This window comes from Streptomyces sp. CG4 (assembly GCF_041080655.1).
GTDB lineage: Bacteria > Actinomycetota > Actinomycetes > Streptomycetales > Streptomycetaceae > Streptomyces.
This window is the reverse complement of sequence record NZ_CP163525.1, coordinates 9434273-9457398: the sequence shown is the minus strand read 5'-3', so window position 1 is coordinate 9457398 and position 23126 is coordinate 9434273. Positions and strand designations below refer to the sequence as shown.

Sequence of the window (23126 nt, the reverse complement as noted above, 5' to 3'; positions counted from 1 at the left end):
CCTTACGACAGGGTGCCGAAGACCTCGACGTTCTCCAGAACGCCGAGCGCGTCGGGCACGAGAACGGCCGCCGAGTAGTAGGTGCTGACCAGGTAGGAGATGATCGCCTGTTCGTTGATGCCCATGAACCGGACGTTCAGGCCCGGCTCGTACTCGTCCGGGATCCCGGTCTGCCGCAGGCCGACGACGCCCTGCTCGCCCTCGCCCAGCCGCATCGCGAGGATCGCGGAGGTGCCCTGCTCCGAGACCGGGATCTTGCCGCAGGGAAGGAGGGGGACGCCGCGCCAGGCCGGTACCGGGTGTCCGCCGACCTCGGCGGTGTCGAACGCGAGACCGCGCTTGTTGCACTCACGGCCGAAGGCGGAGATGGCCCGGGGGTGGGCGAAGAACACCTTGGTCCCGCGCCGCATGCTGAGCAGCTCGTCCATGTCGTCCGGGGTGGGCGGGCCGGAGTGCGTCGAGATGCGCTGGCTGTAGTCGGCGTTATGGAGCAGCCCGAACTCGGGGTTGTTGACCAGCTCGGACTCCTGGCGCTCGCGCAGGGCCTCGATGGTCAGCCGCAGCTGCTGCTCGACCTGGTCCATCGGGTCGTTGTAGAGGTCCGCGACCCGGCTGTGCACCCGGAGGACCGTCTGCGCGACGCTCAACTCGTATTCGCGGGGCCGGAGTTCGTAGTCGACGAACGTGCCCGGCAGCACCGGCTCGCCGGTGTGACCGGAGGCCAGGTCGATGGCCGCCTCGCCCTTCTTGTTCTGCGGCCTTAGCTTTTCCGCCTGGCGCCGCCGGACGTGGGCCCGCAGCCCCTCGTTCCGGCCCGCCACCTCCTCGTACGCCGCACGGGGAAGCTCCAGCACCGTGCACGCCGTCAGCGCGCGAGCCGTGAACTCCCAGGTGCCCGGCTCCTCCGCGACCATCTGCCCGCCGAGGAACCCGCCGTCGGACACCACGCCGCGCCGGGACTCCTCACCGAACTGGCCGGGGACGAGCTTCTCGACCTTGCCGTGCGCGATCAGGTGGACATGGCCGACGGCCAGGCCCTGCCGGGCTATGACCTGGCCGGGTTCGTACTCCCGCTGCTCGCACCGCTCGGCCAGGGCCCGCAGCACGGCCTCGTCGCCGAAGCCGCGCAGCAGCGGCAGTTCGCCCAGCTCGGCGGGGACGACCTTGACCGCGGTCCCCTCCTGGACGAACGTCACCCGGCCGTCCCCGATCTCGTACACCAGCCGCCGGTTGACCCGGTACGTGCCGCCCTTCACCTCCACCCAGGGCAGCATGCGCAGCAGCCACCGTGAGCTGATGCCCTGCATCTGCGGCACGGTCTTGGTGGTGGTCGCCAGGTTCCGCGCGGCGGCGATCCCGAGACTGAGCTGTGCCCGGGCCGCTGAGTGGTCGGGCTGCTCCGGCTGCGACATCCTGGTCCCTTCCGTAGGGGTGCCTGCATCAAGAAGGAGCCCCTGACGGACCGGCCGGCCCGCGAGGCTCCTGTGACGCAAGTGAATCAACGTCAGTTGATGTTGGTCGAGACACCCGGAAGTGAACCGGCGTATTCGCGCCATTGGACGGACCGGGGTCGCACCCCGCCGACCCGGCTGCTCCGACCGGCCGGAGGATCGTTATGCCCGCTGTGTCGTGTTGATCGCGTTCGGAACGGGCTGATACGGCGTGGAGCACGAGCCCTGATACCTGGGAACCCTGCAAGCGAGGTGGCCGATAACCCTCCCCGTCCAGGCTCGGACATGTAAAGGGCCACATGGCGCTGCGCGAGGCGGCCGGATCGGAGACGCCGCCTCCACGCCGGGGCACCGCGCTTTGCGTTCGTGCGGGTACCGGCGGTCCCGGTCAGGCCGCGCGGTGGGGGAGAAAGGCGCAGAGCTCCTGCCATGCGGCGGCCTGGGGGTCAGGGAATTCCGTGCGCAGGAGCTGCCACTGCTTCTCGACACCGAACGAGGGGGATTCGGCCAGGAAGGTGACGGTCCGGCGGGCGTGTTCGAGGGCCACGTCGGTGTCGCCGGAGGCGAGGTGTGCCCGTGCGGCATAGCCGTTCCACACGGCAGCGTTGCGGGCTTCGAGGCGGGTGGCCGCGGGGGCCGGGTCCAGCAGGGGCAGCAGATGGTCGAGGGCGTGGTCCATCTTCCCCAGGTAGAAGTGGGCAGCGCCGAAGAAGACTTGCATGACGTCGGAGGTGAGCCAGTTCATGAACGGGGGGTCGCTGTCATGCGGGGAGGGAGAGTAGAGAGTACGGGCAAGGTGCAATTGGCCGACGGCGGCGGTCCGTTCTCCCTGCATCGCGTACGCGATGGCGCGGACGACGCCGAGCAGGGCGGCCAACCGGGGGCTGTGGCCGGAGCGTTCGCAGGCCCGGTGAGCGGCGTCGAGGAGGGGATGGGCGTTGGCCGGCTCTCCGCAGTACACATGCTGCATGGCGAGCAGCATCATCGCCCATCCGGCGAGCAGGCCGTCCTCCGCGGCGGCAGCGGTGCGCATGGCGGCCAGGTAGGCGGACTGAGCGCGCGCCTGGTCGCCGAGGTCGAAGGCGAGCCAGCCGCTGTAGCAGGCCGCGGTGGCCGTGAGGGCCAGGAGGGCGGCTCCCGTCGGCCGGTCATACGAGGCGCTGCAGGCCAGGTCGCACAGCAGGAGGAGCTCGGCGTCGACGAGCGTCCGGGCACCGAGAGGGCCCAGCTCGTGGTAGAGCTTCCGCGTCTTCAGGTGGCGTCGCTCCAGGGCGGTGACGTTGTCGGCGCTGATGCGCAGGCCGCGGCCGGGCGGCTCGAACGGAGCGGCGGTGTCCAGCCAGGCCGTGGTGAGGCTGGCGATGCTCTGCTCACAGGAGACGAGCCCGTGGGCGCCCTGGCCGTCCGTGCGCGGCGGGGTACGGGCGATGGTCTCCAGGGCGTGCAGCGCCTCGCCGCAGCTCCACGGCGTCTGGAGCAGGGATGCCTGTCCGGTGGCCGTGTACAACCACTCCGGCCAGCCCAGCCGGAGCACCTCGGAGCGGGGTACGCCGTGGACGTGAGCGAGGGCGAACTGGGTGTTGAGTTCGGGAGTGACCTTGCCGGACTCCCAGCGGGCGATCTTCTCACGGCGGGCCGCCATGGTCCCGAAGCCGAGTTCGGCGTGGGCGTCGGCGATGCGGCCGGCGTAGGCGGCGTGTGACAGGCCCTCCCGTTTGCGAAGCAACGCGAGGGGGTGGCGCACGGGGCGATAGGACATGTACGGAGAGTGTTTCGGTGGGGGACGGGTCCGAGTGAGCTACTCACCAGTACTCAGGAAAACATAAAGCGCGAATCGCATCAATAGCCGTAACTCCGTTGAAATTGCAATTTCTCGGTTTAATCCGCAATCAATGTACTTCCGTGGGGATGGCGGGCGGACACCCGTCCGCGCGGCCGAGACCCCCGAGGCACGGCCGGAGCACACCTCAAGGCACGGCCGGGACTCAGGCGAAAGCACACCGAAGGCACACCCGAACCTCTTGGAATATGCCGGGCCTCAGGGATTCCCTCTTCTTGCGCCGCACTTCTGACCACCGCCGGATTCTCCGCAACCGGGCTCGGCATGGCACCCGGCGCCCCTGCCCGTACGGACCGGCTGGTCCCCTCCCCCACGGAGATGCCTGTGTCCTCGTATCCCGCACTGTCACCGCAGCCCGCGCCCTCGCCGTCCCCGGCACCCGGCCGGCTCCCGATCCCCGCCGCGGCTCTTCGGGGCTCCCCGTCCGTCGCGGCGCGGCAGCCCCGCAGGTCCGGCGCCGAGCACGCGGTGCCCGTACTGCGCTGGCCCGAGCAGACCCCGGAAGTCGAGCGGTGTCGTGTGCACGGGATTCCGCGGCTGCTGCTCGTCGAGCCGGCGGCACCGCCGCCGGTCTGCGTCGACCCGCTGGAGGACTGGGTCCGGGCGCCGGCGGGCGAGCGGGATCTGCAGGCGCGCCGGGCCGCTCTGCGGGCCCGTGCGGAGCGCCGCAAGCCGGTGATCGACGAGCACCACGTCCTTCATTACGCCGGGCGGGCCCTTCCGCTCGCGGCCGGCGAGGCGGATCTCGTACGCCTGCTGCTCGACGACTACCGGTCGGTGGTCGGCCGGGCCGAACTCACCGCCCGGATGTGGCCGGGGGGCACCGAACGCCGCAACGCCCTGGACGTGCGGGTGCTCCGGACCCGCCGCCGACTCGCCCCTCTGGGTCTGGTGATCAAGACCGTATGGCGCACCGGCTACATGCTCGACACCCGCAGAGACGGCGATCGTGATGACGTCAAGTCGAAGGTGTGACGCCTCGTGACCGGGTGGTGCCGTCGAGGAAGCGGCGACGGCTGCTGAGGTCCTGTGGTCGCGTATGAGGGCCCAGAGCATGTTGAGGCGACGCCGGGCGGATGGCCTGCTGCCCCGCCCACGCCCGCCCACGCCCACTCCCGCCCGCAGTCCGGGCACGGGGGCCTCTTGCGTCGTTCCACGGTTCCGTCCCGGCAGACACCCTCGCCGCGATGTCCACAGAGCGATGCGGTCCGCCGATCCCGCTGAGCGGTCGAGGCGTGGCGGGGTGCCGGGCCGCCGGTCTCCGTCAGCCGGGAACGCCGCGACCACATGAGAGCCGCACCCGACACCCCCGGGTGCCCCGACCTCGCACACGACCCGGATCACTTCGCGAAGAAAGGTATGGGCGATGACGACCGAGCACCACGCGACCGCCGCCGAGCATGCGGAGGCCTGGTACCGCAAGCAGGCGATGACCGCGGATCCGGAGCAGATCGGATGCGTACGTCGAAGCGTCACCGCCTTCATGCGGCACTGCGGTTGGGGACAGCTGGCCGGCAGAGCCGTCCTCTGCGTCACGGAGATGCTGACCAACGTGCGCAGACACGCGGACTCCGACGAGTGCACACTCCTGGTCCACTGCTCGCCGTCCGGCGTACGCATCGTGGTGAGCGACGACAGTCGGGATCTCCCCGTCCTGCGCGAACCCGACCCGCTCTCGGAGGGCGGGCGCGGCATGTTCCTCCTCTCGCATACCGCCGACGCCTGGGGCGCCACCCCGACCGCCACCGGCAAAGACGTGTGGGTCGAGTTCCGGGCGGCTTCCGGGGAAGGCGCCGCGGGCGCCGCACGTACCGGCACCGCGCCTCCCCTACGCCCGCGGACCGGGTGACATTGCCACCGCAAGCACGACCGCAGCCGGGACCCCGGGTGTCCCGATCCACGAATGCCCCGGAGCGACCCACGAAGAGAGGTGTGGGGACCACATGACCGAGAGGAAGGGAATGAACGGCATGGAGGGAACGAAGGGTGAACACGGTGCGGCGGAGCGCGCGAATGGTCCGGACACCCTCGCCCACCTGGCGCGACGGGGCGCCGAGCGGTGGCCGACGGCTCCGGCCCTGCGCTGGCGGGGCGCCGACGGCGACTGGCGCCACATCTCGTACGCCGAGACCCGGGACGCCTCCGAGGAGATCGCCCGCGGGCTGATGGGGCTCGGTCTCCGGCCGGGCGACCGGGTGGCGATCCAGAGCACACTACGCCCGGAGTGGACGTTCGCCCTCCTCGGCGCGGCGGCCTCGGGGCTGGTGCTGGTCTCCCTGCTGCCCACGACGGTGCCGGAGGAGATCGCACACGTCCTCGGCGATTCCGGCGCGACGGCGGTCATCTGCGAAGATGCCGCTCAACTGGCCAAGATACGGGCCGCCGGGCCCCGGCTGCCCCAACTGCGGCACATCGTGCTGATCGAGGAGCCGGAGCAGTGCGGAGCCGGCAGCGCAGCGACCGGGAGCACGGGCGATCCGCTCCGGGACGACGGCACGATGACGCTGGATCAGCTCCGTCGGCTCGGGCAGACGACCGTTTCCAGTGCGGAGTTGAGGAGCCGCCAGGACGCGGTGCGCCCCGACGATGTGCTGGTCGTCCTCTACACCTCGGGAACGACCGGGCCGAAGAAGGGCTGCGCCCTGTCCCACGGCAACTACGTCAGCGTCCTGCGCGCGCATCCGGCGCCGCCGCGCAGGCCCGACGGCGCAGCGACCACGGGCCATGGCACCATCTTCGTGGTCACCGGTCCCCACACCATCGCCCTGCTGATGCAGGTGCTGACCTGGTGGTCGGGGTACACCCTGGCCTACTTCAGCGGTGGCTCCCCGGAGCACATCCCGGCCGAGCTGCGGGAGATCCGTCCCACGATCCTTCCGCTGGTGCCGCTCGCACTGGAGAAGATCCACGGTGCGGTCCTGGCACACCGCACGCAGCGGGAGCGGCAGCAGCTGGTGGAGGCGGCGCGCACCGGACTGCGGATGCGCGAGATGCGCGCCCGCGGAGCACACGTCCCGGACGGGCTCCGGCGCTGGTTCGAGGATGCCGAGGAGGGGCTGTTCGCCGAGGTGCGCGACCACTTCGGCGGCGCGGTGCGGCGGGTGACGGTGTCCGGAGCCCATGTGTCCCAGGACATCCTCGCGTTCTTCCTCGGCTGCGGCGTGCCGATCGTGGAGAGCTACGGGATGACCGAGACGGCCGCCGCGGTGACCTCCAACACCCCCGACGACTACCGGCTGGGCACGGTCGGCAAACCGCTCCCGGGAATCGAGGTCGACATCGCACCGGACGGCGAGGTGCTGGTGCGCGGCGGCAACGTCTTCCGCGGCTACTGGGGTTACGACGAGGGGGAGTTCGGCGCCGTACGCGACGGTTGGCTGCACACCGGCGACCTCGGTGAGATCGATGCGGACGGCTATCTGCGTCTCACCGGACGGAAGAAGGAGCTGATCCAGCTCTCCAACGGCATGGCGGTCACCCCCCATCCGCTGGAACGTGAGCTGCGTGCCAGCCCCCTGATCTCCAACGCGGTGCTCTACGGCGAGGGGAGGCCCCACCTCGTAGCGCTGCTCACTCTCGACGAGCGGCAGGCCCGGGTGTGGGCCGCGGAGCGCGGGCTGCCGGCCGCTCTGCCGGACCTGGTCCGCGAGCCGGAACTGCTGCGTGCGCTCAACGAGGTGGTCACCCGCGCCAACTCCGCGCTCCAGGAGTACTTCCGGGCCAAGGCGTTCACCGTCCTGGAGCGCGATCTGTCCGTGAGCGAGGGAGAGCTGACGATTTCCCTGAAGGTGGCCCGTCCGGTCGTGCACGAACGCTTCCGCGAGCGGTACGAGGCCCTCTACGACTGACGGCGAAGGCCAGGACGATCGCTGCGGCTCGGCCCGGATACCGCTGCACGAAGTGCCCGGCAGGGTTTCTGCCGGGCACTTCGCCGTACCCGAACTCAGCCGGTGAGGAGCTTCGGCCGGTACAGCTCCAGCCAGACGTGCAGATCGAGCAGCTTCTCCAGCACCAGGCGGTGGCGCCCGCGGTGCGGGGCACTCTCCGGGGCCGTCTCGACTGCGCGGCGGGCGGCACTCGCGTCGACCAGGGTGAACACGTCGTGGCCCGGAGCGGCGAGAATGTCGCGCGCCTGGTCCTGGAGTGCGCGCAGGTATCGCGGGTCGTGGGTCATCGGATACGGGCTCTTGGTGCGCGCGCGGATGGCCTCCGGTACGACCGGCCGCGCCGCTTCCCGCAGCACGCTCTTCTCGCGGCCGTCGAAGACATGGGTGGCCCAGGGGATGTTGAAGGCGTACTCGGCGATCCGGTGGTCGCAGAAGGGGACGCGGACCTCCAGACCCACGGCCATGCTCAGCCGGTCCTTGCGGTCGAGCATCCCGCCGAGGCTGCGGGTCAGGTGGAGGTGGAGCAGTTCGCGGGCGCGCCGCTGTCCGGGGCTCTCACCGTCGAGGACGGGCGTCTCGGCGACCGCATCGCGGTAGCGCTGGGCCGCGAACTCCGGTATGTCCAGGGCGGCCCGGAGGTCGTCGGGCAGATACGGCCGGTCCTGCCGCACCGTACCGAGCGCCGCTGTGAGCCAGGGGAAGCCGGCGGCCTCGCTGACCCCGCGGTCGTGGAACCACCAGTAGCCGCCGAACATCTCGTCGGCGCCCTCACCGGACAGCGCGACCGTGGAGTGCCCCTTGATCGCCTGGAAGAGCAGATAGAGGGAGTGGTCCAGGTCGCCGCGCCCGACGGGCAGGTCGCGTGCGGTCACGCAGGCGCGGCGCACGTCCGGGTCGGCCGCCGCCGCCGGATCCAGTACCAGGTCGGTGTGGTCGGTGCGGAGGTGGCCGGCGAGCGCGCGGACGTAGGGGGCGTCGGGATTGATGTTGTACGCGTCCGGTACGAAGTGTTCGCTGTGCCCGACGAAGTCCACGGAGAACGAGCGCAGCCGCGCTCCCCGTTCCGTGGGTTCACCGGACGCGAATCCGGCGATGGCGCTGGAGTCCAGGCCGCCGGAGACCAGTACGCAGCGGGGCACGTCCGCGACCAGCTGTTCCCGCACCGCGTCCCGGAGCAGCTCGCGTACCCTCGCGCAGGTGGTGGCCCGGTCGTCGGTGTGCGGCTGGGCCCGCAGTCGCCAGTAGGTGTGGTCCCGCACGCCCGCGCGGCCGACGGTGAGCAGGTGGCCGGGCAGTAGCTCGCGCATGCCCTGCCACACCGCGGCGCCCGGTGTCTTCACACCGAGCACGATCTCCCGTATGCCGTCGAGGTCCACGGTCCGGGACACGGCGGGATGGGCCAGCAGGGCCTTGGGCTCGGAGCCGAACAGGATCCCGTCGTCGGTAGGGTGGTAGTACAGCGGTTTGATGCCGAGGCGGTCGCGCACCAGCAGCAGCTGGTCGGTGCGGCCGTCCCAGACGGCGAACGCGTACATGCCGGTCAGCCGGTCGACGAAGGATGCGCCCCACTCCAGATAGGCGGACAGGACCACTTCGGTGTCGCTGGAGGTACGGAAGCGATGGCCGCGTCGGCGCAACTCGCCGCGCAGCTCCACGAAGTTGTAGACCTCTCCGCTGTACGACAGGGCCACGGTGCCCTCGGGTGTCGTGGCGGTCATCGGCTGGGCGCCGCCCGCGAGGTCGATGATCGCCAGCCGTCGGTGGCCCAGGGCCGCGTGGCGGTCGCACCAGATGCCGGCGCCGTCGGGGCCGCGCGCCGCCATGGCCTGGGTCATGGATTCCAGTACGTCGGTTTCCTTGGTGAGGTCCCGCTCGAACGACACCCAGCCCGTGATTCCGCACATTGCGCCTCTCCTTCCGGATCACTTTCCGCCGGTCGTGGGGACTGTCAGTCGACGTAGAGGTGATCACCGCGGAAGGTCTCCCCGTCGTCGAGCGGCTCGGCGGGGTCCGAGCCCAGGGAGGTGATCTTGTTGTCGGCGTCCACGAAGACGACCCTGGGCCTGACCTTGGCCGCCTCGATGTCCGCGACGATGCCGTACCCGATGATGATGACCAGGTCGCCGGGGTTGATCAGGCGCGCGGCGGCACCGTTGATGCCGACCACACCGGTGCCCCGCGGGCCCTCGATGATGTACGTCGACAGGCGGTTGCCGTTGTTGATGTCGACGATGTCGACCTTCTCGCCGGGCAGCAGGCCGGCGGCGTCCATCAGGTCCGCGCACAGGGTGAGCGAGCCGACGTAGTGCAGGTCGGCCTGGGTGACGGTGGCGCGGTGGATCTTGGCGGTGAGCATGGTGCGGAGCATGGCTGTGCCTTCTTTCGACGGTGGTGGCGGACGGTGGTGGCGGGTCGTCCGGGGCTGCGGTCAGAGCTGCCAGGGTTTGGTCTGCAGGGACTTGACTTCCAGGAATTCCTCCAGGCCGAAGACGCCGTGCTCGCGGCCGTTCCCGGACTGCTTGTAGCCGCCGAACGGGGCGGTGGGGTTCAGGCCGGCGCCGTTGATCTCGATCTGTCCGGCGCGGATCTGCCGGGCCACGGTGAGCGCCCGGTCGCGGTGTTCGGACCACACCGCGGCGGCCAGCCCGTAGTCGGTGTCGTTGGCCAGTTGCACGGCTTCGGCCACGGTGTCGTACGACTCGATGGCCAGCACCGGCCCGAACACCTCCTGGTGGTGCACCGCCATCCACGGGGTGACGTCCGAGAGGATGGTGGGCCGCACGAAGTAGCCCCGTGACAGGCCGTCCGGCGGCTCGGTGCCGCCGGTGACGAACCTGGCGCCTTCCTTCTGGGCCTGGACCAGATGCCTGCGGACCCGATCGCGCTGGGCCCGGGACGCCAGGGGACCGAGCCCGGTGTCGAAGGACATCGGATCGCCGACGGTCACGGCGGCGGCCGCCTGTTCCGCCACCCGTTCCACCTCCGCCAGACGGGAGCGGGGCACGACGAGCCGGGTGAGCGCACAGCAGGTCTGGCCGTTGTTGAGGAAGGCGCTGGTGACCGCGTGCGGTACCGCCTGGTCCGGGTCGGCGTCGGGGAGCAGCACCGAGGGGCTCTTGCCGCCCAGTTCCAGGGCGACCCGTTTGACGGTGGCCGCGGCGAGCCGGCCGATCCGCTTGCCCACCTCGGTGGAGCCGGTGAAGGAGAGCACATCGACGCCGGGGTGCGCGGCGAGAGCCTCGCCGACCACCGGCCCGGTTCCGCTGACCATGTTGAACACACCGGGGGGCAGGCCGATGTCGTCGAATATCGCGGCCAGCTCCCAGGCACCGAGCGGTGCCACCTCACTGGGCTTGAGGACGACGGTGTTGCCCGCGGCCAGGGCGTAGGCGACCTTTGCGGCGATCTGGTGCAGCGGGTAGTTCCACGGTGTGATCGCGGCGACGACGCCGAACGGCTCCCGGACGATCAGCGACGAGCCTGCTCTGCGCTCGTAGGGAAACTCCACCGCGATCCGGGCCGCTTGATGGAACGTCAGAATGGGCAGCGGGATCTGTGCCGCGTGGGAGAACGCCAGCGGAGTGCCGACGTCGCGGGTGATCAGCTCGGCCAGTTCCAGACTGTCCTCCCGCAGCCGTTCGCCGACCCGGTTGAGGTATGCGGCCCGGCGGGCGGGTGAGGTGCCGGCCCAGCCCGGGAAGGCCCGGCGGGCCGCGCCGACCGCGGCGTCGACGTCCTCGGCTGTGCCTTGGGGGACGGAGCCGATCACCTCCTCCGTCGTCGGGTTGACGACGTCGATGGTCTCCCCGCCGTACGAGCGCGTCCATGAGCCGTCGACATAGATCTTTTGGTGGTGGAGCATGGTTTCTCCCTTGTCGGGGTGGAGATTTCCGGATCACCGGGGCCTGACCGGCGGGCCGGGCGCTAGGCGTTCTGCTGTGGGTCAAGCCATCGCGCCCGCAAGGCCCGTCCGATCTCGTCGACGGCTTCCTGGAAGGCGGTCAGCCGGCAGAGAAGGAAGAAGACGTGGAGCATGCCGTCGTACCGGCGGAGGGTCACCGGCACCCCGGCGGCGCGGAGCCGACGGCCGTACTCCTCCGCCTCGTCCCGCAGCGGGTCGCATTCGGCGGTGAGGATCAGCGCCGGCGGCAAGCCGGCGAGGTCCGGGGCGAGGAGGGGCGCCGCCAAGGGGTGTGCGGCGTCCGCCGGGGTGGCCAGGTAGAGGTCCCAGAAGTGCTCCATCGCGGCACGGGTGTTGAGATGCCCGTGTGCGTAGGCCTTGTAGGAGGGGAACGCGGAACCGCGGGCCGGTGCCAGTGGCGGGCAGATCAGGATCTGCAGGCCGATGCGGGGGCCGCCTCGTTCCCGGGCCAGCCGGCAGGCCGCGGCGGCCAGGTTGCCGCCCGCGCTCTCCCCCGCCACGACCAGTCGGTCCGGCTCGGACCCGAACTCGTCGGCGCGCGCCGCCAGGGCCCGGACGGCGGCGTCGGCGTCATGGACCGGTCCGGGGAACGGAGTCTCCGGCGCGCGCCGGTAGCCGACGCCCGCCACCACGGCTCCGGTGGCACGGGCGAGCCGGCGCAGCGGGCGGTCGACGAGTTCCAGGTCCCCGGCCACCCAGCCGCCGCCGTGGAAGAACACCAGCAGTGGCCGCGGGCCGGTGGCCGGTTCCGGCTGGTAGACACGGACCGGGAGGGGGCTGTCCGGGCCGGGGACCGTGGTCTCGACGATCCGCGCCAGCGGTTCCGGTGGCCCCTGGGCCGGTATGAGTCCGCGCATCAGCTCGCGGACGGTTCCGACTCCCACCTGTTCGAAGGGCGGGAAACCCTGCGCCGCCAAGGTGCGCAGGACGCGCTCGGAATCGGGGTGGAGAGACATGACGCTCCTCGGATCGTGCGGGGGCTCACGGGCTGCGGGGCGCGGGGCGGAAGTCGGACCATTTCGGCCGGGACGTTCGCCTTCGGTACTCGGCCGTCTGTCCGGGCCAGTTGTTGGTCACCCGGCCGCTGTCGTGGCGGTACCAGCTGGTGCAGGCGGACCAGACCGTCCGGCGCAGCCGGCGCTGCATCTCCCGGTCGAAGGCGTCGGCGATCTCCGGGCGCACCTCGAGGAAGTGCCGCCGTCCCTTGGCGAGTTCGGACACCGCGGCCGTGATGTAGCGGATCTGGCTCTCGATCATGTAGACGGCGGAGCCCGCACCGATGTTGGTGTTGGGGCCGTAGACCAGGAACATGTTCGGGAAGCCCGGGACGGTCATGCCCAGATGGGCGCGCGCCCCGTCGCGCCACACCTCGGACAGCTCCCGTCCGGCGCGGCCGCGGACCCGCATCGGTGTGAGGAAGTCGGTGGCGGCGAAGCCGGTCGCGTAGACGATGGTGTCGACGGGGTGCTCGGCGCCGTCCGCGGTACGGATGCCGGTCCCCGTGATCTCGGTGATCGGCTCGGTGACGAGCGCGACGTCGGGATGGTTGAAGGCCGGGTAGTACGCGCTGGAGATGGCCACCCGCTTGCAGCCCACCTCGCCGCGGGGGGTCAGCTTCTCGCGCAGTTCGGGATCGTGGAGCTGGGTGCGCAGCAGCACCTCGCTGCCGCGCAGGGTGAGACGGGACGTCGGCCAGCGCCGGGTCAGCCCGGAGACCAGGGACTCGTTGAAGAGCCACCAGCCGAGCCGGGCCGCCTTCTGTGTCAGCGGCGTCAGCCGGCGTGCGCGGCGGGACGGCAGCGGGTAGACCCGGTCCCAGCGGGGCACGACGTACGGTGCCGAGCGCTGGAATACCGTCAGGTGTGCGGTCAGCGGTGCGATCGCGGGGACGATCTGGATCGCGCTGGCGCCGGTGCCGATCACCGCGACCCGACGGCCTGTCAGGTCGTGGCGGTGATCCCAGCGCGCGGAGTGGAAGGCGCGGCCGGTGAACCGGTCGGCGCCGTGGATCGGCGGCACCCGGGGGGTGCTCAACTGGCCGCAGGCCGGCACCAGGACGTCGGCCTCGACGATCTCCCCGCTACCCGTCCGCAGCCGCCATCGCACATCGGTCTCGTCGAACGCGGCGGACTCGACCTCGGTGGCCAGCCGCAGGTGCGCGCGCAGTCCGTACTTCTCCACGCATCCGCGCAGGTATCGCAGGATCTCGGCCTGGGAGGCGTAGCGGCGGGACCAGTCGCGGTGCGGTGCGAAGGAGTAGGAGTACAGGTGCGAGGGGATGTCGCAGGCCGCTCCGGGGTAGGTGTTGTCCCGCCACACCCCGCCGATGTCCGCCGCCCGCTCCAGGATCACGAAGTCGTGGTGGCCGGCGCGTTTGAGCGCGATGGCCAGGCCGATCCCGCCGAGGCCGGCGCCGATGATCGCGACCCGTGGAGCCGGGTGCCGCACGGTCATTGTCCGGCCTCCGGCGGCGCGGGCGGAATGTTGTGGTTGAAGCGCAGCAGGTTCTCGGGGTCGTACTGCGCCTTGACCCGCGCCAGTCGCCGCAGCCTCTTCTCGTCCCAGAACGCGGTGACCCGGTCGGTGTCGTCCTCCTCGCTGAGCAGGTTGAGATAGGCCGCGCCCGTCCCGAAGGAGCGCAGCTCGGCCCCCGCCTGCCGCACCCAGGTCCGGCAGCGCTCGTTCTCCGCCGGGTCGTACCATTGGCCGACGATGTGGATCAGCCAGCTCTCCTCGCGATGCGAGAAGGCGGTGGCGTCCGGTGCGATGCGGGTGGGCTGGGCGTCGAACGGGATCACCTGGAGCACCGTTTCGGGCGAGGGGAGGTCACTGCCGATCCGGGCGACCGTCTCGATCTCCGCGCGTCCGAAGCGGGGCAGGAACTCGCTTGTCCAGTACTGCTGATGGCCCCGCGGATTGGCGGGATCGAGCATCGACTGCACCTGGACCAGCGGTATCGGCTCGACGAAGTCGATCAGCGGGTCGCCGAACTCCCGGATCGGCCGGATGACCTCCCAGCCGTCCTCGATCGGCCCCGCATAGCGCAGGAAGAAGCCGACGACGGGGCGTCCGCGGTGTTCCGGGGGGAAGAACTCCAGGCTGGGCACGCGGATGAAGACCACGTCCATGCTCAGCTCGTCGGGAGTGGTGCCGACGTGGTCCCGGAGGAATTCCAGCACCTCGACCGCCCGCTCCACGGGGTGGGCGACCATGCCGGCCAGCATCATCGGTCCCACGGGGTGCGCCCGGTACTCGAAGGAGGTGACCACCCCGAAGTTCCCGCCGCCGCCCCGCAGTGCCCAGAACAGCTCGGGGTTCTGCTCGGCGCTCGCGACGACCAGTTCCCCGTCCAGGGTGACCATCTCGGCGGACAACAGGTTGTCGCACGTCAGGCCGTACTTGCGCTGCAGCATCCCCATGCCGCCGTTGAGGGTGAGGCCGGCGATTCCGGTCTCGGACACCTGCCCGGACGGGACGGCGAGACCGTGCAGCTGGGTTTCCCGGTCGACATCGGCCAGCGTGGCACCGGCCTGCACCCGGGCCGTGCGCCGCTCCGGGTCGACGTGCACACCCCGCATCGACGACAGGTCGATGACCAGGCCCTCGTCACAGGTGCCGTGTCCGGCGATGCTGTGGCCACCACCGCGTACGGCGATGGGGAGGCGGTGCCGGCGGGCGAACGCGATGGCGGTGACGACGTCGCAGGCGCCGCGGCAGCGTGCGATGAGCGCGGGCCGCCGGTCGATCATGGCGTTGAAGACGCGCCGCGCCGTGTCGTACTCGGGATCGGCGGGCGCTATCACCTCGCCGAGCAGTGCGCCGCGGAGCTCTTCGATGTCCGCAGAGTGCATGGATGTCCTCCAAAGAGAGCGGGCCAGGGCCTTTGAATCCGACCGGGCCGGAAGGGAACGAGCGGAAAAGGGGACGCGGTTCAGCGCCGGAGCGCGGTCGCTTCGGCTCGTCGGCGCGCCATGAACTCCTCGAATTTGTCGTGCAGTTCATCGGTGGCACGCATCAGCCGGCCGGTCTCCGGGTCGACCAGGGAGTGCACGGAGTGCGCCTCGGCGATGAGCCGGTTGCCGTTCCTCCGGTAGATCTCGTAGTGGCACTCAAGGTGTCTGCGCGGGGTGGCGGCCCATGTCCGGACGGTGAGGTCGTCCAGATACAGGGCCGGTTCGTGGAAGCGGGCACGGAAGTTCGTGGTGGTGATCCGGTAGTTCCAGAAGTCGACGCCGACCGCCAGCGCGAAAGCCTCCCGGCCCAGGTCGAACCAGGGGATGTAGCTCGCGTAGTACGCGTGTCCCTGCAGGTCGCATTCGCCCCAGCGGACCCGCACCGCGGTCTCGATGTGGTTCCAGCCCTCGATGTTGCGTGCGGATTCAACCCAACGCGGCATGGCGCCTCGTTTCTCTCGTGACCGATCCGAAGAGTTCTGCCCGGAGGAATTGATCCGGCTCGACGGGCAGTGCGGAACGCGAATTTTCATCGCGTGACGCCGGCAGGCTATGCACGACCCCAAGGACCCGTCAAGGCAGTACAGAAGGACCTGACACACCGTATTGACCAGGCATTTTTCGTGCCAGTTTCTGACTCGAAGCTGTCATTTCTTTCACGGCCACGGAGAATCTTTCCCGGGACTTACGGACGGACCGCAGAAATCACCGCAGAAAGTTGACACGGTTTCTTCGCCGCACTTACCGTCCCTCCTGAACGAGGAAATGGCGGCAGTTCACCCGCACCTCGCTTTCCTCGATTCATTCACTGTTCAGTCGCCGCGCATTTCGCGGACCTCAGGACTTCGGCGGTGTTTCTCGATGGAAGATGCGGATTTTCTCCGGTTCCCGGTGCCGGCCGCGGTGCACTCGGCGGGTGTCGATCTGGTCGACCTGTGCCGCTGGGATCTGGCCGTCGCCCGAACCCAGGGGGAGCTGCTGCGGCGGATCTTCGACCCCTCGGAGCGGGAGGCCGCCGAACGGGCGGCGGACGGCACACGGACGCCGGAACGGATCCTGGGCCAGGCGTTCGGGGTCAAGGAGGGCGTGGTGAAGGCCCTCGGCGGTCTGCCGCCCGGCGCCCGCTTCACCGACATCCGGGTGGGCATCACGGCGGACGAGCCGGAGCCCGCCGGATGGCCGGTGCGGCTGCACGGCACACCGGCCGACTGGGCCGAATGCCACCAGGTCGAACTGACCGCAGGCACCCGGGAGCTGGGCGATGACATGGCCCTGGCCTGGGTCGTGGCCCATCCCACCACGCAAGAGGGGTTCCCGCGATGAGCCATCCCCCCGCTGCGACCCAGCCCCCGTGCGGCCCCACTGCCTGCGTCTTCCCCGGCCAGGGCAGCCAGTTCCCGGGCATGGGGCGGGAGTTGAACGGCTTCGGACCCTCGGCCCGCACCCTGGTCACCCGCGCCGAGCACATCACCGGCCTCCCCGTGGCCGACCTCATGACCACGGCCGACGCCGGGACCCTCGCGGACCCTGAGATCGCCCAGGTCCTGGTGTTCGTCTGGTCCGCGGCGGCACTGCAACGGCTGCGCGAACAAGGGCTGCGGCCCGCCGCCGTCGCCGGGCACAGCCTCGGCGAATACACCGCGCTCTTCGCCTGCGGCAGTCTCGATCTGGACACCGCGCTGTCCCTGGTCTCCTGTCGCGGCCGGGCGATGCGTACCGCCGCCCGGCAGACCCCGGGCACCATGGCCGCGATCGTGGGCCTGCCGCCGGACACGGTACGCGCGCTCTGCGAGGACGCCTGCGACGACGCCGGTGTCGTGGTCGTCGCCAACCTCAACTCCCCCCGGCAGACCGTGGTGTCGGGCACCGTCGCCGCGGTGCGCCGGGTGATCGACGCGGCCCGGACCGCCGGCGCGCTGCGGGCCCGGCAGCTGCCCGTGGGAGGGGCCTACCACTCCCCGCTGATGGCCGGCGCGCCTGTGGGGCTGGCCATGCACCTTCGCGACGTCCGCCTGACGCCACCGGGCATTCCGCTGGTCTCCAGCGCCACCGGACGACTGGTCACCGATATCGAGGAGTACCGCGACGAGCTGCTCCGGCAGATGCTCGCCCCGGTGCGCTGGCAGGAAACGGTGCGCACGCTGCTTGCCCTCGGCGTCCGCACCTTCGTCGAGGCCGGGCCGGGGCGGGTGCTGAGCGGTCTGGGCCGGGAGATGGCCCGCGACGCCCGGCACCTGACCGTGCAGGACGCGCTGCGAGCCGGGCCCCGGCCGCTCTCCCATCCGGCCGGAGCCGCCGCTCATGCCGCCCCGGAACATTCCACCGCGCAGGCAGGGGAACACCTATGACCGACTTCGACGGACGGGTCGCACTGGTCACCGGGGCCACCAAGGGAATCGGGCTGGCCGTGGCCACCGACCTCGCCCGGGCCGGCGCCACGGTGCTGCTCAACCACCGCAGAAACCCCGACCGGGCCGAGGAGGCACTGCACGCCGTACGGGAACTGCAGCCGGACGCCGAACTGCTCCAGGGAGACATCGCCGAACCCGCGGACGTGGACCGCATGTTCCGGCACATCCGTGCCCGGTACGGCGGCCTCGACGCCCTGGTGCACAACGCCGGCATCACCCAGGACGGCTACGCGGTGATGATGGGCGACGCGAAGTGGCGGAAGGTGATCGACACCAACCTCACCGGGGCGTTCCTGTGCACCCGTGCGGCCGGGCGGATGATGGCCGCTAGGCGCCGGGGCGCCATCGTCACGATCGGCTCCACCAGCGCCTTCAACCCGCCTGCGGGCCAGGCCAACTACGCGGCGTCCAAGGCGGGGGTACTGGCCATGGTGAAGGCCCTGGCCAAGGAACTCGGCGGCTACGGCGTACGCGTCAACGCCGTCGTCCCCGGCTTCGTCGACACCGCGATGACCCGGCAGATGCCGCCCGCTCAGCTGGAGGAGAACCTCCGGCGGGTTCCGCTGGGCCGTATCGGGCGGCCCGCGGAGGTCAGTTCGGTGGTGCGCTTCCTGCTCAGCGACGAGGCGGCGTACGTCACCGGGACCTCCGTCGTCGTCGACGGCGGGCTCATCAGCTGACCCCGCACACCGAAGAGCCCCCGTTCGCCCCACCGCGAAAACCCCACGCACACCCCTCACACCACAAAAGGAGACCGTCATGACGATGACACTCGACGAGGCCACTCGGCGAGCCGGTGCACGACAGCAACTCGCCAGGGAAGTCAAGGAGTTGCTGGTGGAACGGCTGTCGCTGGACGTCGACCCGGCGGCCATCGGGGACGACCAGCCGCTGTTCGGCCGCGGCCTGGAACTGGACTCCATCGACACCCTGGAGTTGGCGATGGCCGTCGAGGACGTCTTCGGTGTCACCATCACCGACGACGACACCCACAGCCTGCTCTCGCTGAACCGCCTGGTCGACCACATCGAGGCGGCCCGGTCATGACACCGGAGCGCCCCCACCCCGCGGCACGGACGCTGAGCGCCGACGACATCGCCCGGCTGCTGCCGCACCGCCACCCCTTCTTCCTGCTCGACCGGGTCACCGCGCTGAATCCCGGAGTGAGCGCCGAAGCGGTCAAGAACGTCACCGCGTCCGATCCCGTGCTGGCCGGCCACTTCCCCGGCCGGATGCTCTACCCCGGGGTGCTGCTCGTCGAGTGCGTCGCCCAGCTCGCGGCCGTGATCTACGGCAGCGCGGGAGCACTGCGCGCGACCGGCGAGCTCGTCGGCGACGTGGCGGACCGGGTGGGGTATCTGGCGGAGATCCGCCAGGCGAAGTTCCTCCGGCCGGTCCACCCGGGTGACCAGGTGGTGCTGCGGGCGGAGAGCGGGCCGCGGCTCGGCGGGCTCATCTCCGTGAACGGACAGGCGTCGGTCGGCCGGGAACGGGTGATGACCGTACGGCTCGCCGTCACCGAGCGCGAGGACGCCTGACGGCCCGGCCCGCAGCGCCCCGGTCCCCTCAACCCCACTCCCCCATCCCACCCCTGCTCATCCAGCGAGGAGTTACTGATGAAGGCCAGCTACACGGATGTCACCGAGGAGTACACGGCACTGCGCGAGACGTGCGGGCTCATCGATTACGAGGGCATGGGCCTGGTGCGGGTCTCCGGGCCCGGCGCGGCCGACTACCTCGGCCGGGTCGCCACGCGCGGCGTCGACTTCCTGCTGGAGGGCCAGGCCATGGCCGCCCTCCTGCTGCGCGAGAACGGCACAGTCATCGCCGAAGTACTGATCCACTGCCATGCAGCGCACTACCTGGTCGAGATCTGGCCGACCCAGGCGAAGGAGGCGACCGGCCACCTGATCGCCGAGGCCACGGCGTACGAGGACGTGACCGCCCAGGACGTCAGCGCCGAGTACGCCGTGCTCGCGCTCGAAGGGCCGGAGTCGTTCAAACTCGCCCGGAAGTACCTGCCGTTCCCGGTGGCCTCCATGGCTTACCGCAGCTTCGCCACGGCCGACTGGGGAGGCGGCCGTGACCTGGTCGTCTCCCGTACCGGAATCACCGGCGAGTACGGCTACAAGTTCTTCGTGCCCGCCGCGGACGGCGCGGAGCTGCGGGCCGAGCTCCTCGCCCTCGGCGCGCGGGAGTGCGGCAAGGACGCGCTCGACGTGTGCCGGATGGAGGTCCGGTTCGCCAGCCTGGAGCAGGAGAGCGCCGGAGGCCAGGTGACACCGTTCGAGGTGGGCCTGCAGTGGATGATCGACCCGGGGCACGAGTCCGCCGGACGCCTGGCGGAAGACGGCGGAAGGGGCCGTACCCCGGTGTGCTGGATCGCCTGGGAGGCATCGGCCGGCCGGCCGGAGCCGGGCACGGCCATCGCGGTCCGCGACGCCGAGGTCGGCATCGTCACCCACACGGTGTGGTCCCCCAGGCTGGGCCGGGTCATCGGCACCGGCCGGGTCGACGCCGAAGTCGCCGCCTCCGGCCAGGAGTTCATGCTCGCCGGATCGGGCGACGCGATCCGTACGGTCTCCGCCCCGTTCCTGACCGCCACCAGCCTCGACGTGCCCCTTGACTGACGGCCGACGGCGCACGCCAGGTGCGTGCGCCCGGCCGCCGGAAGGGACGGAAGGAGAAGAGATGAACCCCAGCAAGAGCGGCCAAGAACGCGTCGCGGTCACCGGGATCGGGCTGAGCTGCGCCCTTGGCAACGGAGTACAGCAGGTGTGGCGGGGAATCCGCGAGGGGCTCACCGGCATCGGCAAGACCGGACGGATCGACGTGTCGACGCTCAGCTGCCGGTACTCCGGCGAGGTTCCCTCGGTGCCCGCGTCCCGGCACCGCCTGCGCGGACGGCTCGACCGCGCCACGACCCTGGCGCTGAACGCGGCCGAAGAAGCGCTCAAGGGCGCGGGCCTCGACCTCGCGGGCGGCGGCGACCACAACCCTGCGGGACTCGACCCCTACCGCATGGGGGTCGCCGTCGGCACCTCGGTCGGTGGACTGGAACGCGGCGAGGAGTTCCACTGGGAGCTGCTGCGCAACGGCCCGGAGGCACCACGCCGCGATCTGCTGTTCCACTACCCGCTCTACACCTCCGCCGACGCGCTGAGCATCGCCTTCCAGTTCCGGGGACCGAAGGTGGTGATCTCCAACGCCTGTGCGGCCGGAGCCAACTCCATCGGGTTCGCGACGGACGCCATCCGGGAGGGACGCGCCGATGTGATGCTCGCCGGCGGGGTGGACGTCCTGGACATCCTCTCCCTGGCCGGCTTCGACAGCCTCAACGCGCTCGACCCCGAGCCGTGTGCGCCCTACTCCCGCAGTACCGGGCTCAACATCGGCGAGGGCGCGGCGATCCTGGTGATGGAGTCGGAGTCGTCCGCCCGGCGGCGCGGCGCCGAGATCCTGGGCTACGTCCTGGGCTACGCGCTCACCAGCGACGCGTACCATGCCACCGCCCCGGACCCGGCCGGCAGCGGCGCCCTCCGTGCCATGCGGAAGGGACTGGCGCAGGCCGGCCTGACGGCGGCTCAGGTGGATTACGTCAACGGGCACGGTACCGGCACGCCCACCAACGACAGCGCCGAGACCAAAGCCGTCGCCGCCCTGTTCGCGGATGTGCCGCCGGCCCCGATGAGCAGTACGAAGTCCCAGGTCGGGCACATGCTCGGCGCGGCCGGTGCCCTGGAGGCCGCGACCTGTGTGCTCGCGCTGCGGGACGGCGTGCTGCCCCCGACGGTCAATGCGGACGAGAACCGCGAACAGGTCCGCGACATCGTGCCGAACCGGGCACGCGAACAGGAGCTGGATGTCGTCGTGTCCAACTCCTTCGCCTTCGGCGGCAACAACTGCTCGCTCGTCCTGGGGCGGCGGCCCGTACCGGCCGCCCCACCCCGGCCCGACCACCGCGTCGTGATCACCGGGGCGGGTCCCGTCTCGGCCGTGGGCAGCGGGCGGGAGGCCTTCCTCGCCGCACTCCGGGACGGGAGGACGGGCGTCGGCCCGGCCCGTCTGGCCGACCTGGGTCTCTCCCGGACCGGGCAGGCCGCCGAGATCGACACCGCCGAGTGCCGACGCCACGTCGACCGCGGCTACGCCCGACGGCTCGACCAGATCGGGCTGCTGACCCTCGCCGCGAGCCGGCTCGCCCTCGACGACGCCGCGCTGCGCGTCGGCACGTCCGACGCGGACCGGGTCGGCATGGTCTTCGGCACCTTCAACGGGCCGGTACAGACGGTGGAGCAGCTCAGCGAGACCATCGGTACCGACGGCCCGCACCGGGTGAATCCCCGCCTGTTCCCCAACTCCGTGATGAACGCGGCCGCCGGGCACGCCTGCCTGGCCCTGCGGATCCGGGGCCCGCTGTCGACCCTGGCCACCGGCTGCGTGTCCGGACTCAGCGCGCTGGGCTACGCCACGGATCTGGTCCGGCGCGGAGAGGCCGAGGTGATGCTCGCGGTGAGCGCCGATGAGCTGACCCCCCTGGTGCACTACGGATTCGACCGACTCGGCCTGCTCTCGCCGGACACCGTCCGTCCCTACAGCGGCACCCCCAGCGGAATGGTGCTCGGCGCGGGCAGTACGGCGCTGGTCGTGGAGTCGCTGGAGCACGCGCTGGCCCGCGGTGCCACGATCCTGGCCGAGGTCCGGGGCCATGCGATCACCTCCGACGGCTATCGCATCGCCGGCAACGACCCGTCCGGGCGGGCCTGGGCGGAGAGCTTCCGGCGCGCGTTGGACGACGCCGGGATGGACCCGGAGGGCATCGGGACGGTGTACGGCGACGCGCGCGGCACCGCCGCGATCGACCGGGCCGAGGCCCGCGCGGTCGCCCGGGTGTGGCGGCCGGACACGGTGCGGCTCAGCAACCTCACCGGCTACGTCGGCCATGTGCCCAGCACCACCTCGCTGATGTCGGCGGTATGCGCCACGGAGACGCTGCGCACCGGATGGAGTCCGGACATCCCCGGGCTGTCGGACCCGCTCGACGGGCTGGACGGCTACCTCGCACCGACGGCCCAGGCGGGGCGGGCCTGCCTGCTCACCGCGGCCAACTGGGGCGGTACTTACGCCTCTCTCGTCCTGAGCCCGTGGCACCCCGACGCACCGGGCGCGTGGGAGACGGCGACACGGGGGAGGCCGTCATGAGCCACCGTGCCCGACCGCGCCTGGCCCTGCGTCTGGCGACGCCGCAGCAGACGCCGCCGGCCGGCGATCCTCGGTGGGCCCGCTGGCTCACCGAGGCCGAACTGGCCTACGCACACGGCCTGTTGCGGACCGAGGAACACCTCTCCGTGCGCAAGCTGGCCAAGGAGGCGGGCTTGGACCTGCTGGCATGGCCGTACCCACCGCCGTGGCAGGACATGGAGATACGGCGGCGACCCGGCGCGGCGCCCGTGCTGCACCTCGGCGGTGAGCTGGCCCCCCGGACGCGCGGACACGGAGCGGCCCGGCCGGGGGTGTCGCTGGCGCACGCCCGCGGATACGCCGCGGCGCTCGCCTGGCTGCCCTCCGCCGGGGCCGGGCGTCACTCCCCCGGAGCCGCGACATGAGCGAGGGGAGCGAGCCGATCATCCAAGGGTGCCTGCCTCGTGCACGCGGGGCCGAG

At 71.1% G+C, this 23126-nt stretch carries 20 protein-coding genes; 11 read left to right on the top strand and 9 right to left on the bottom strand.

The features are described from left to right. Positions 1-2: 2 nt before the first annotated feature. Positions 3-1412 (bottom strand): family 2B encapsulin nanocompartment shell protein, encoded by a 1410-nt coding sequence (locus AB5L52_RS43620; protein WP_369368587.1) that lies wholly within the window; start codon positions 1410-1412, stop codon positions 3-5. A 427-nt stretch (positions 1413-1839) separates the two neighbouring features. Beyond that, complete coding sequence (locus AB5L52_RS43615; protein ID WP_351029624.1) at positions 1840-3210, bottom strand: hypothetical protein; 1371 nt, start codon at positions 3208-3210, stop codon at positions 1840-1842. Positions 3211-3615: 405 nt separating this feature from the next. Here AB5L52_RS43615 and AB5L52_RS43610 point away from each other — a divergent pair, with 405 nt between their 5' ends. From AB5L52_RS43610 to AB5L52_RS43600, 3 genes are all read left to right on the top strand, one after another. Next, positions 3616-4266 (top strand): winged helix-turn-helix domain-containing protein, encoded by a 651-nt coding sequence (locus tag AB5L52_RS43610; RefSeq protein WP_351029626.1) that lies wholly within the window; start codon positions 3616-3618, stop codon positions 4264-4266. Positions 4267-4657: 391 nt separating this feature from the next. Next, positions 4658-5140: an ATP-binding protein gene (locus AB5L52_RS43605; RefSeq protein ID WP_351029628.1), complete on the top strand. Its 483-nt coding sequence runs from the start codon at positions 4658-4660 to the stop codon at positions 5138-5140. Between the two features lie 94 nt (positions 5141-5234). Further along, positions 5235-7139 (top strand): long-chain fatty acid--CoA ligase, encoded by a 1905-nt coding sequence (locus AB5L52_RS43600; RefSeq protein WP_369368586.1) that lies wholly within the window; start codon positions 5235-5237, stop codon positions 7137-7139. A gap of 95 nt (positions 7140-7234) precedes the next feature. On the opposite strand, the gene asnB is transcribed toward AB5L52_RS43600, so the two are convergent. The 7 genes from asnB to AB5L52_RS43565 form a co-directional block, all read right to left on the bottom strand. Continuing rightward, positions 7235-9082, bottom strand: a complete 1848-nt coding sequence (asnB, locus tag AB5L52_RS43595) for an asparagine synthase (glutamine-hydrolyzing) (protein WP_369368585.1) — start codon at positions 9080-9082, stop codon at positions 7235-7237. A 44-nt stretch (positions 9083-9126) separates the two neighbouring features. Next, a complete protein-coding gene (panD, locus tag AB5L52_RS43590; RefSeq protein WP_351575041.1) occupies positions 9127-9546 on the bottom strand; it encodes an aspartate 1-decarboxylase in 420 nt (139 codons plus the stop codon). Positions 9547-9606: 60 nt separating this feature from the next. Beyond that, positions 9607-11040 carry an aldehyde dehydrogenase family protein gene (locus AB5L52_RS43585; protein ID WP_351029633.1) on the bottom strand — a complete coding sequence of 478 codons (1434 nt, stop codon included), beginning with the start codon at positions 11038-11040 and terminating at the stop codon, positions 9607-9609. Between the two features lie 62 nt (positions 11041-11102). Beyond that, the gene (locus AB5L52_RS43580; protein ID WP_351029634.1) at positions 11103-12056 is read right to left on the bottom strand and encodes an alpha/beta hydrolase; all 954 of its coding nucleotides are present in this window, start codon (positions 12054-12056) and stop codon (positions 11103-11105) included. Positions 12057-12081: 25 nt separating this feature from the next. After that, the gene (locus AB5L52_RS43575) at positions 12082-13554 is read right to left on the bottom strand and encodes a flavin-containing monooxygenase (RefSeq protein WP_369368584.1); all 1473 of its coding nucleotides are present in this window, start codon (positions 13552-13554) and stop codon (positions 12082-12084) included. Next, a complete protein-coding gene (locus tag AB5L52_RS43570) occupies positions 13551-14951 on the bottom strand; it encodes an FAD-binding oxidoreductase (RefSeq protein ID WP_351029637.1) in 1401 nt (466 codons plus the stop codon). Before AB5L52_RS43570 ends, AB5L52_RS43575 begins: the two co-directional genes overlap by 4 nt. A gap of 80 nt (positions 14952-15031) precedes the next feature. Further along, positions 15032-15496 carry a thioesterase family protein gene (locus AB5L52_RS43565; RefSeq protein WP_351029639.1) on the bottom strand — a complete coding sequence of 155 codons (465 nt, stop codon included), beginning with the start codon at positions 15494-15496 and terminating at the stop codon, positions 15032-15034. A 418-nt stretch (positions 15497-15914) separates the two neighbouring features. Between AB5L52_RS43565 and AB5L52_RS43560 the strand changes: the two genes are divergently transcribed. The 8 genes from AB5L52_RS43560 (at position 15915) to AB5L52_RS43525 (ending at position 23070) form a co-directional block, all read left to right on the top strand. Then, positions 15915-16376 carry a 4'-phosphopantetheinyl transferase superfamily protein gene (locus tag AB5L52_RS43560; RefSeq protein ID WP_369368583.1) on the top strand — a complete coding sequence of 154 codons (462 nt, stop codon included), beginning with the start codon at positions 15915-15917 and terminating at the stop codon, positions 16374-16376. Beyond that, positions 16373-17401 carry an ACP S-malonyltransferase gene (locus AB5L52_RS43555; RefSeq protein ID WP_369368582.1) on the top strand — a complete coding sequence of 343 codons (1029 nt, stop codon included), beginning with the start codon at positions 16373-16375 and terminating at the stop codon, positions 17399-17401. The genes AB5L52_RS43560 and AB5L52_RS43555 overlap by 4 nt, the downstream gene beginning before the upstream one ends. Then, complete coding sequence (locus AB5L52_RS43550) at positions 17398-18144, top strand: 3-oxoacyl-ACP reductase FabG (RefSeq protein WP_351029644.1); 747 nt, start codon at positions 17398-17400, stop codon at positions 18142-18144. The genes AB5L52_RS43555 and AB5L52_RS43550 overlap by 4 nt, the downstream gene beginning before the upstream one ends. Before the next feature lie 79 nt (positions 18145-18223). Beyond that, a complete protein-coding gene (locus tag AB5L52_RS43545) occupies positions 18224-18511 on the top strand; it encodes a phosphopantetheine-binding protein (protein ID WP_351029646.1) in 288 nt (95 codons plus the stop codon). Next, positions 18508-19002, top strand: a complete 495-nt coding sequence (fabZ, locus tag AB5L52_RS43540; RefSeq protein ID WP_369368581.1) for a 3-hydroxyacyl-ACP dehydratase FabZ — start codon at positions 18508-18510, stop codon at positions 19000-19002. The genes AB5L52_RS43545 and fabZ overlap by 4 nt, the downstream gene beginning before the upstream one ends. Before the next feature lie 78 nt (positions 19003-19080). Then, entirely contained in the window at positions 19081-20094 is a 1014-nt protein-coding gene (locus AB5L52_RS43535) for a glycine cleavage T C-terminal barrel domain-containing protein (protein WP_369368580.1), read from the top strand. 61 nt (positions 20095-20155) lie between these two features. Continuing rightward, entirely contained in the window at positions 20156-22666 is a 2511-nt protein-coding gene (locus AB5L52_RS43530; RefSeq protein ID WP_369368579.1) for a beta-ketoacyl synthase, read from the top strand. Then, complete coding sequence (locus AB5L52_RS43525; protein WP_369368578.1) at positions 22663-23070, top strand: hypothetical protein; 408 nt, start codon at positions 22663-22665, stop codon at positions 23068-23070. The genes AB5L52_RS43530 and AB5L52_RS43525 overlap by 4 nt, the downstream gene beginning before the upstream one ends. Positions 23071-23126 lie beyond the last annotated feature (56 nt).

Coding starts and splice junctions, on each gene's coding strand:
- asnB (WP_369368585.1), bottom strand. CDS start 9,082: ATGTGCGGAATCACGGGCTGGGTGTCGTTCGAGCGGGACCTCACCAAG.
- AB5L52_RS43525 (WP_369368578.1), top strand. CDS start 22,663: ATGAGCCACCGTGCCCGACCGCGCCTGGCCCTGCGTCTGGCGACGCCG.
- AB5L52_RS43605 (WP_351029628.1), top strand. CDS start 4,658: ATGACGACCGAGCACCACGCGACCGCCGCCGAGCATGCGGAGGCCTGG.
- AB5L52_RS43600 (WP_369368586.1), top strand. CDS start 5,235: ATGACCGAGAGGAAGGGAATGAACGGCATGGAGGGAACGAAGGGTGAA.
- AB5L52_RS43580 (WP_351029634.1), bottom strand. CDS start 12,056: ATGTCTCTCCACCCCGATTCCGAGCGCGTCCTGCGCACCTTGGCGGCG.
- AB5L52_RS43545 (WP_351029646.1), top strand. CDS start 18,224: ATGACGATGACACTCGACGAGGCCACTCGGCGAGCCGGTGCACGACAG.
- AB5L52_RS43620 (WP_369368587.1), bottom strand. CDS start 1,412: ATGTCGCAGCCGGAGCAGCCCGACCACTCAGCGGCCCGGGCACAGCTC.
- AB5L52_RS43560 (WP_369368583.1), top strand. CDS start 15,915: ATGGAAGATGCGGATTTTCTCCGGTTCCCGGTGCCGGCCGCGGTGCAC.
- AB5L52_RS43615 (WP_351029624.1), bottom strand. CDS start 3,210: ATGTCCTATCGCCCCGTGCGCCACCCCCTCGCGTTGCTTCGCAAACGG.
- panD (WP_351575041.1), bottom strand. CDS start 9,546: ATGCTCCGCACCATGCTCACCGCCAAGATCCACCGCGCCACCGTCACC.
- AB5L52_RS43565 (WP_351029639.1), bottom strand. CDS start 15,496: ATGCCGCGTTGGGTTGAATCCGCACGCAACATCGAGGGCTGGAACCAC.
- AB5L52_RS43535 (WP_369368580.1), top strand. CDS start 19,081: ATGAAGGCCAGCTACACGGATGTCACCGAGGAGTACACGGCACTGCGC.
- fabZ (WP_369368581.1), top strand. CDS start 18,508: ATGACACCGGAGCGCCCCCACCCCGCGGCACGGACGCTGAGCGCCGAC.
- AB5L52_RS43550 (WP_351029644.1), top strand. CDS start 17,398: ATGACCGACTTCGACGGACGGGTCGCACTGGTCACCGGGGCCACCAAG.
- AB5L52_RS43585 (WP_351029633.1), bottom strand. CDS start 11,040: ATGCTCCACCACCAAAAGATCTATGTCGACGGCTCATGGACGCGCTCG.
- AB5L52_RS43575 (WP_369368584.1), bottom strand. CDS start 13,554: ATGACCGTGCGGCACCCGGCTCCACGGGTCGCGATCATCGGCGCCGGC.
- AB5L52_RS43570 (WP_351029637.1), bottom strand. CDS start 14,951: ATGCACTCTGCGGACATCGAAGAGCTCCGCGGCGCACTGCTCGGCGAG.
- AB5L52_RS43530 (WP_369368579.1), top strand. CDS start 20,156: ATGAACCCCAGCAAGAGCGGCCAAGAACGCGTCGCGGTCACCGGGATC.
- AB5L52_RS43555 (WP_369368582.1), top strand. CDS start 16,373: ATGAGCCATCCCCCCGCTGCGACCCAGCCCCCGTGCGGCCCCACTGCC.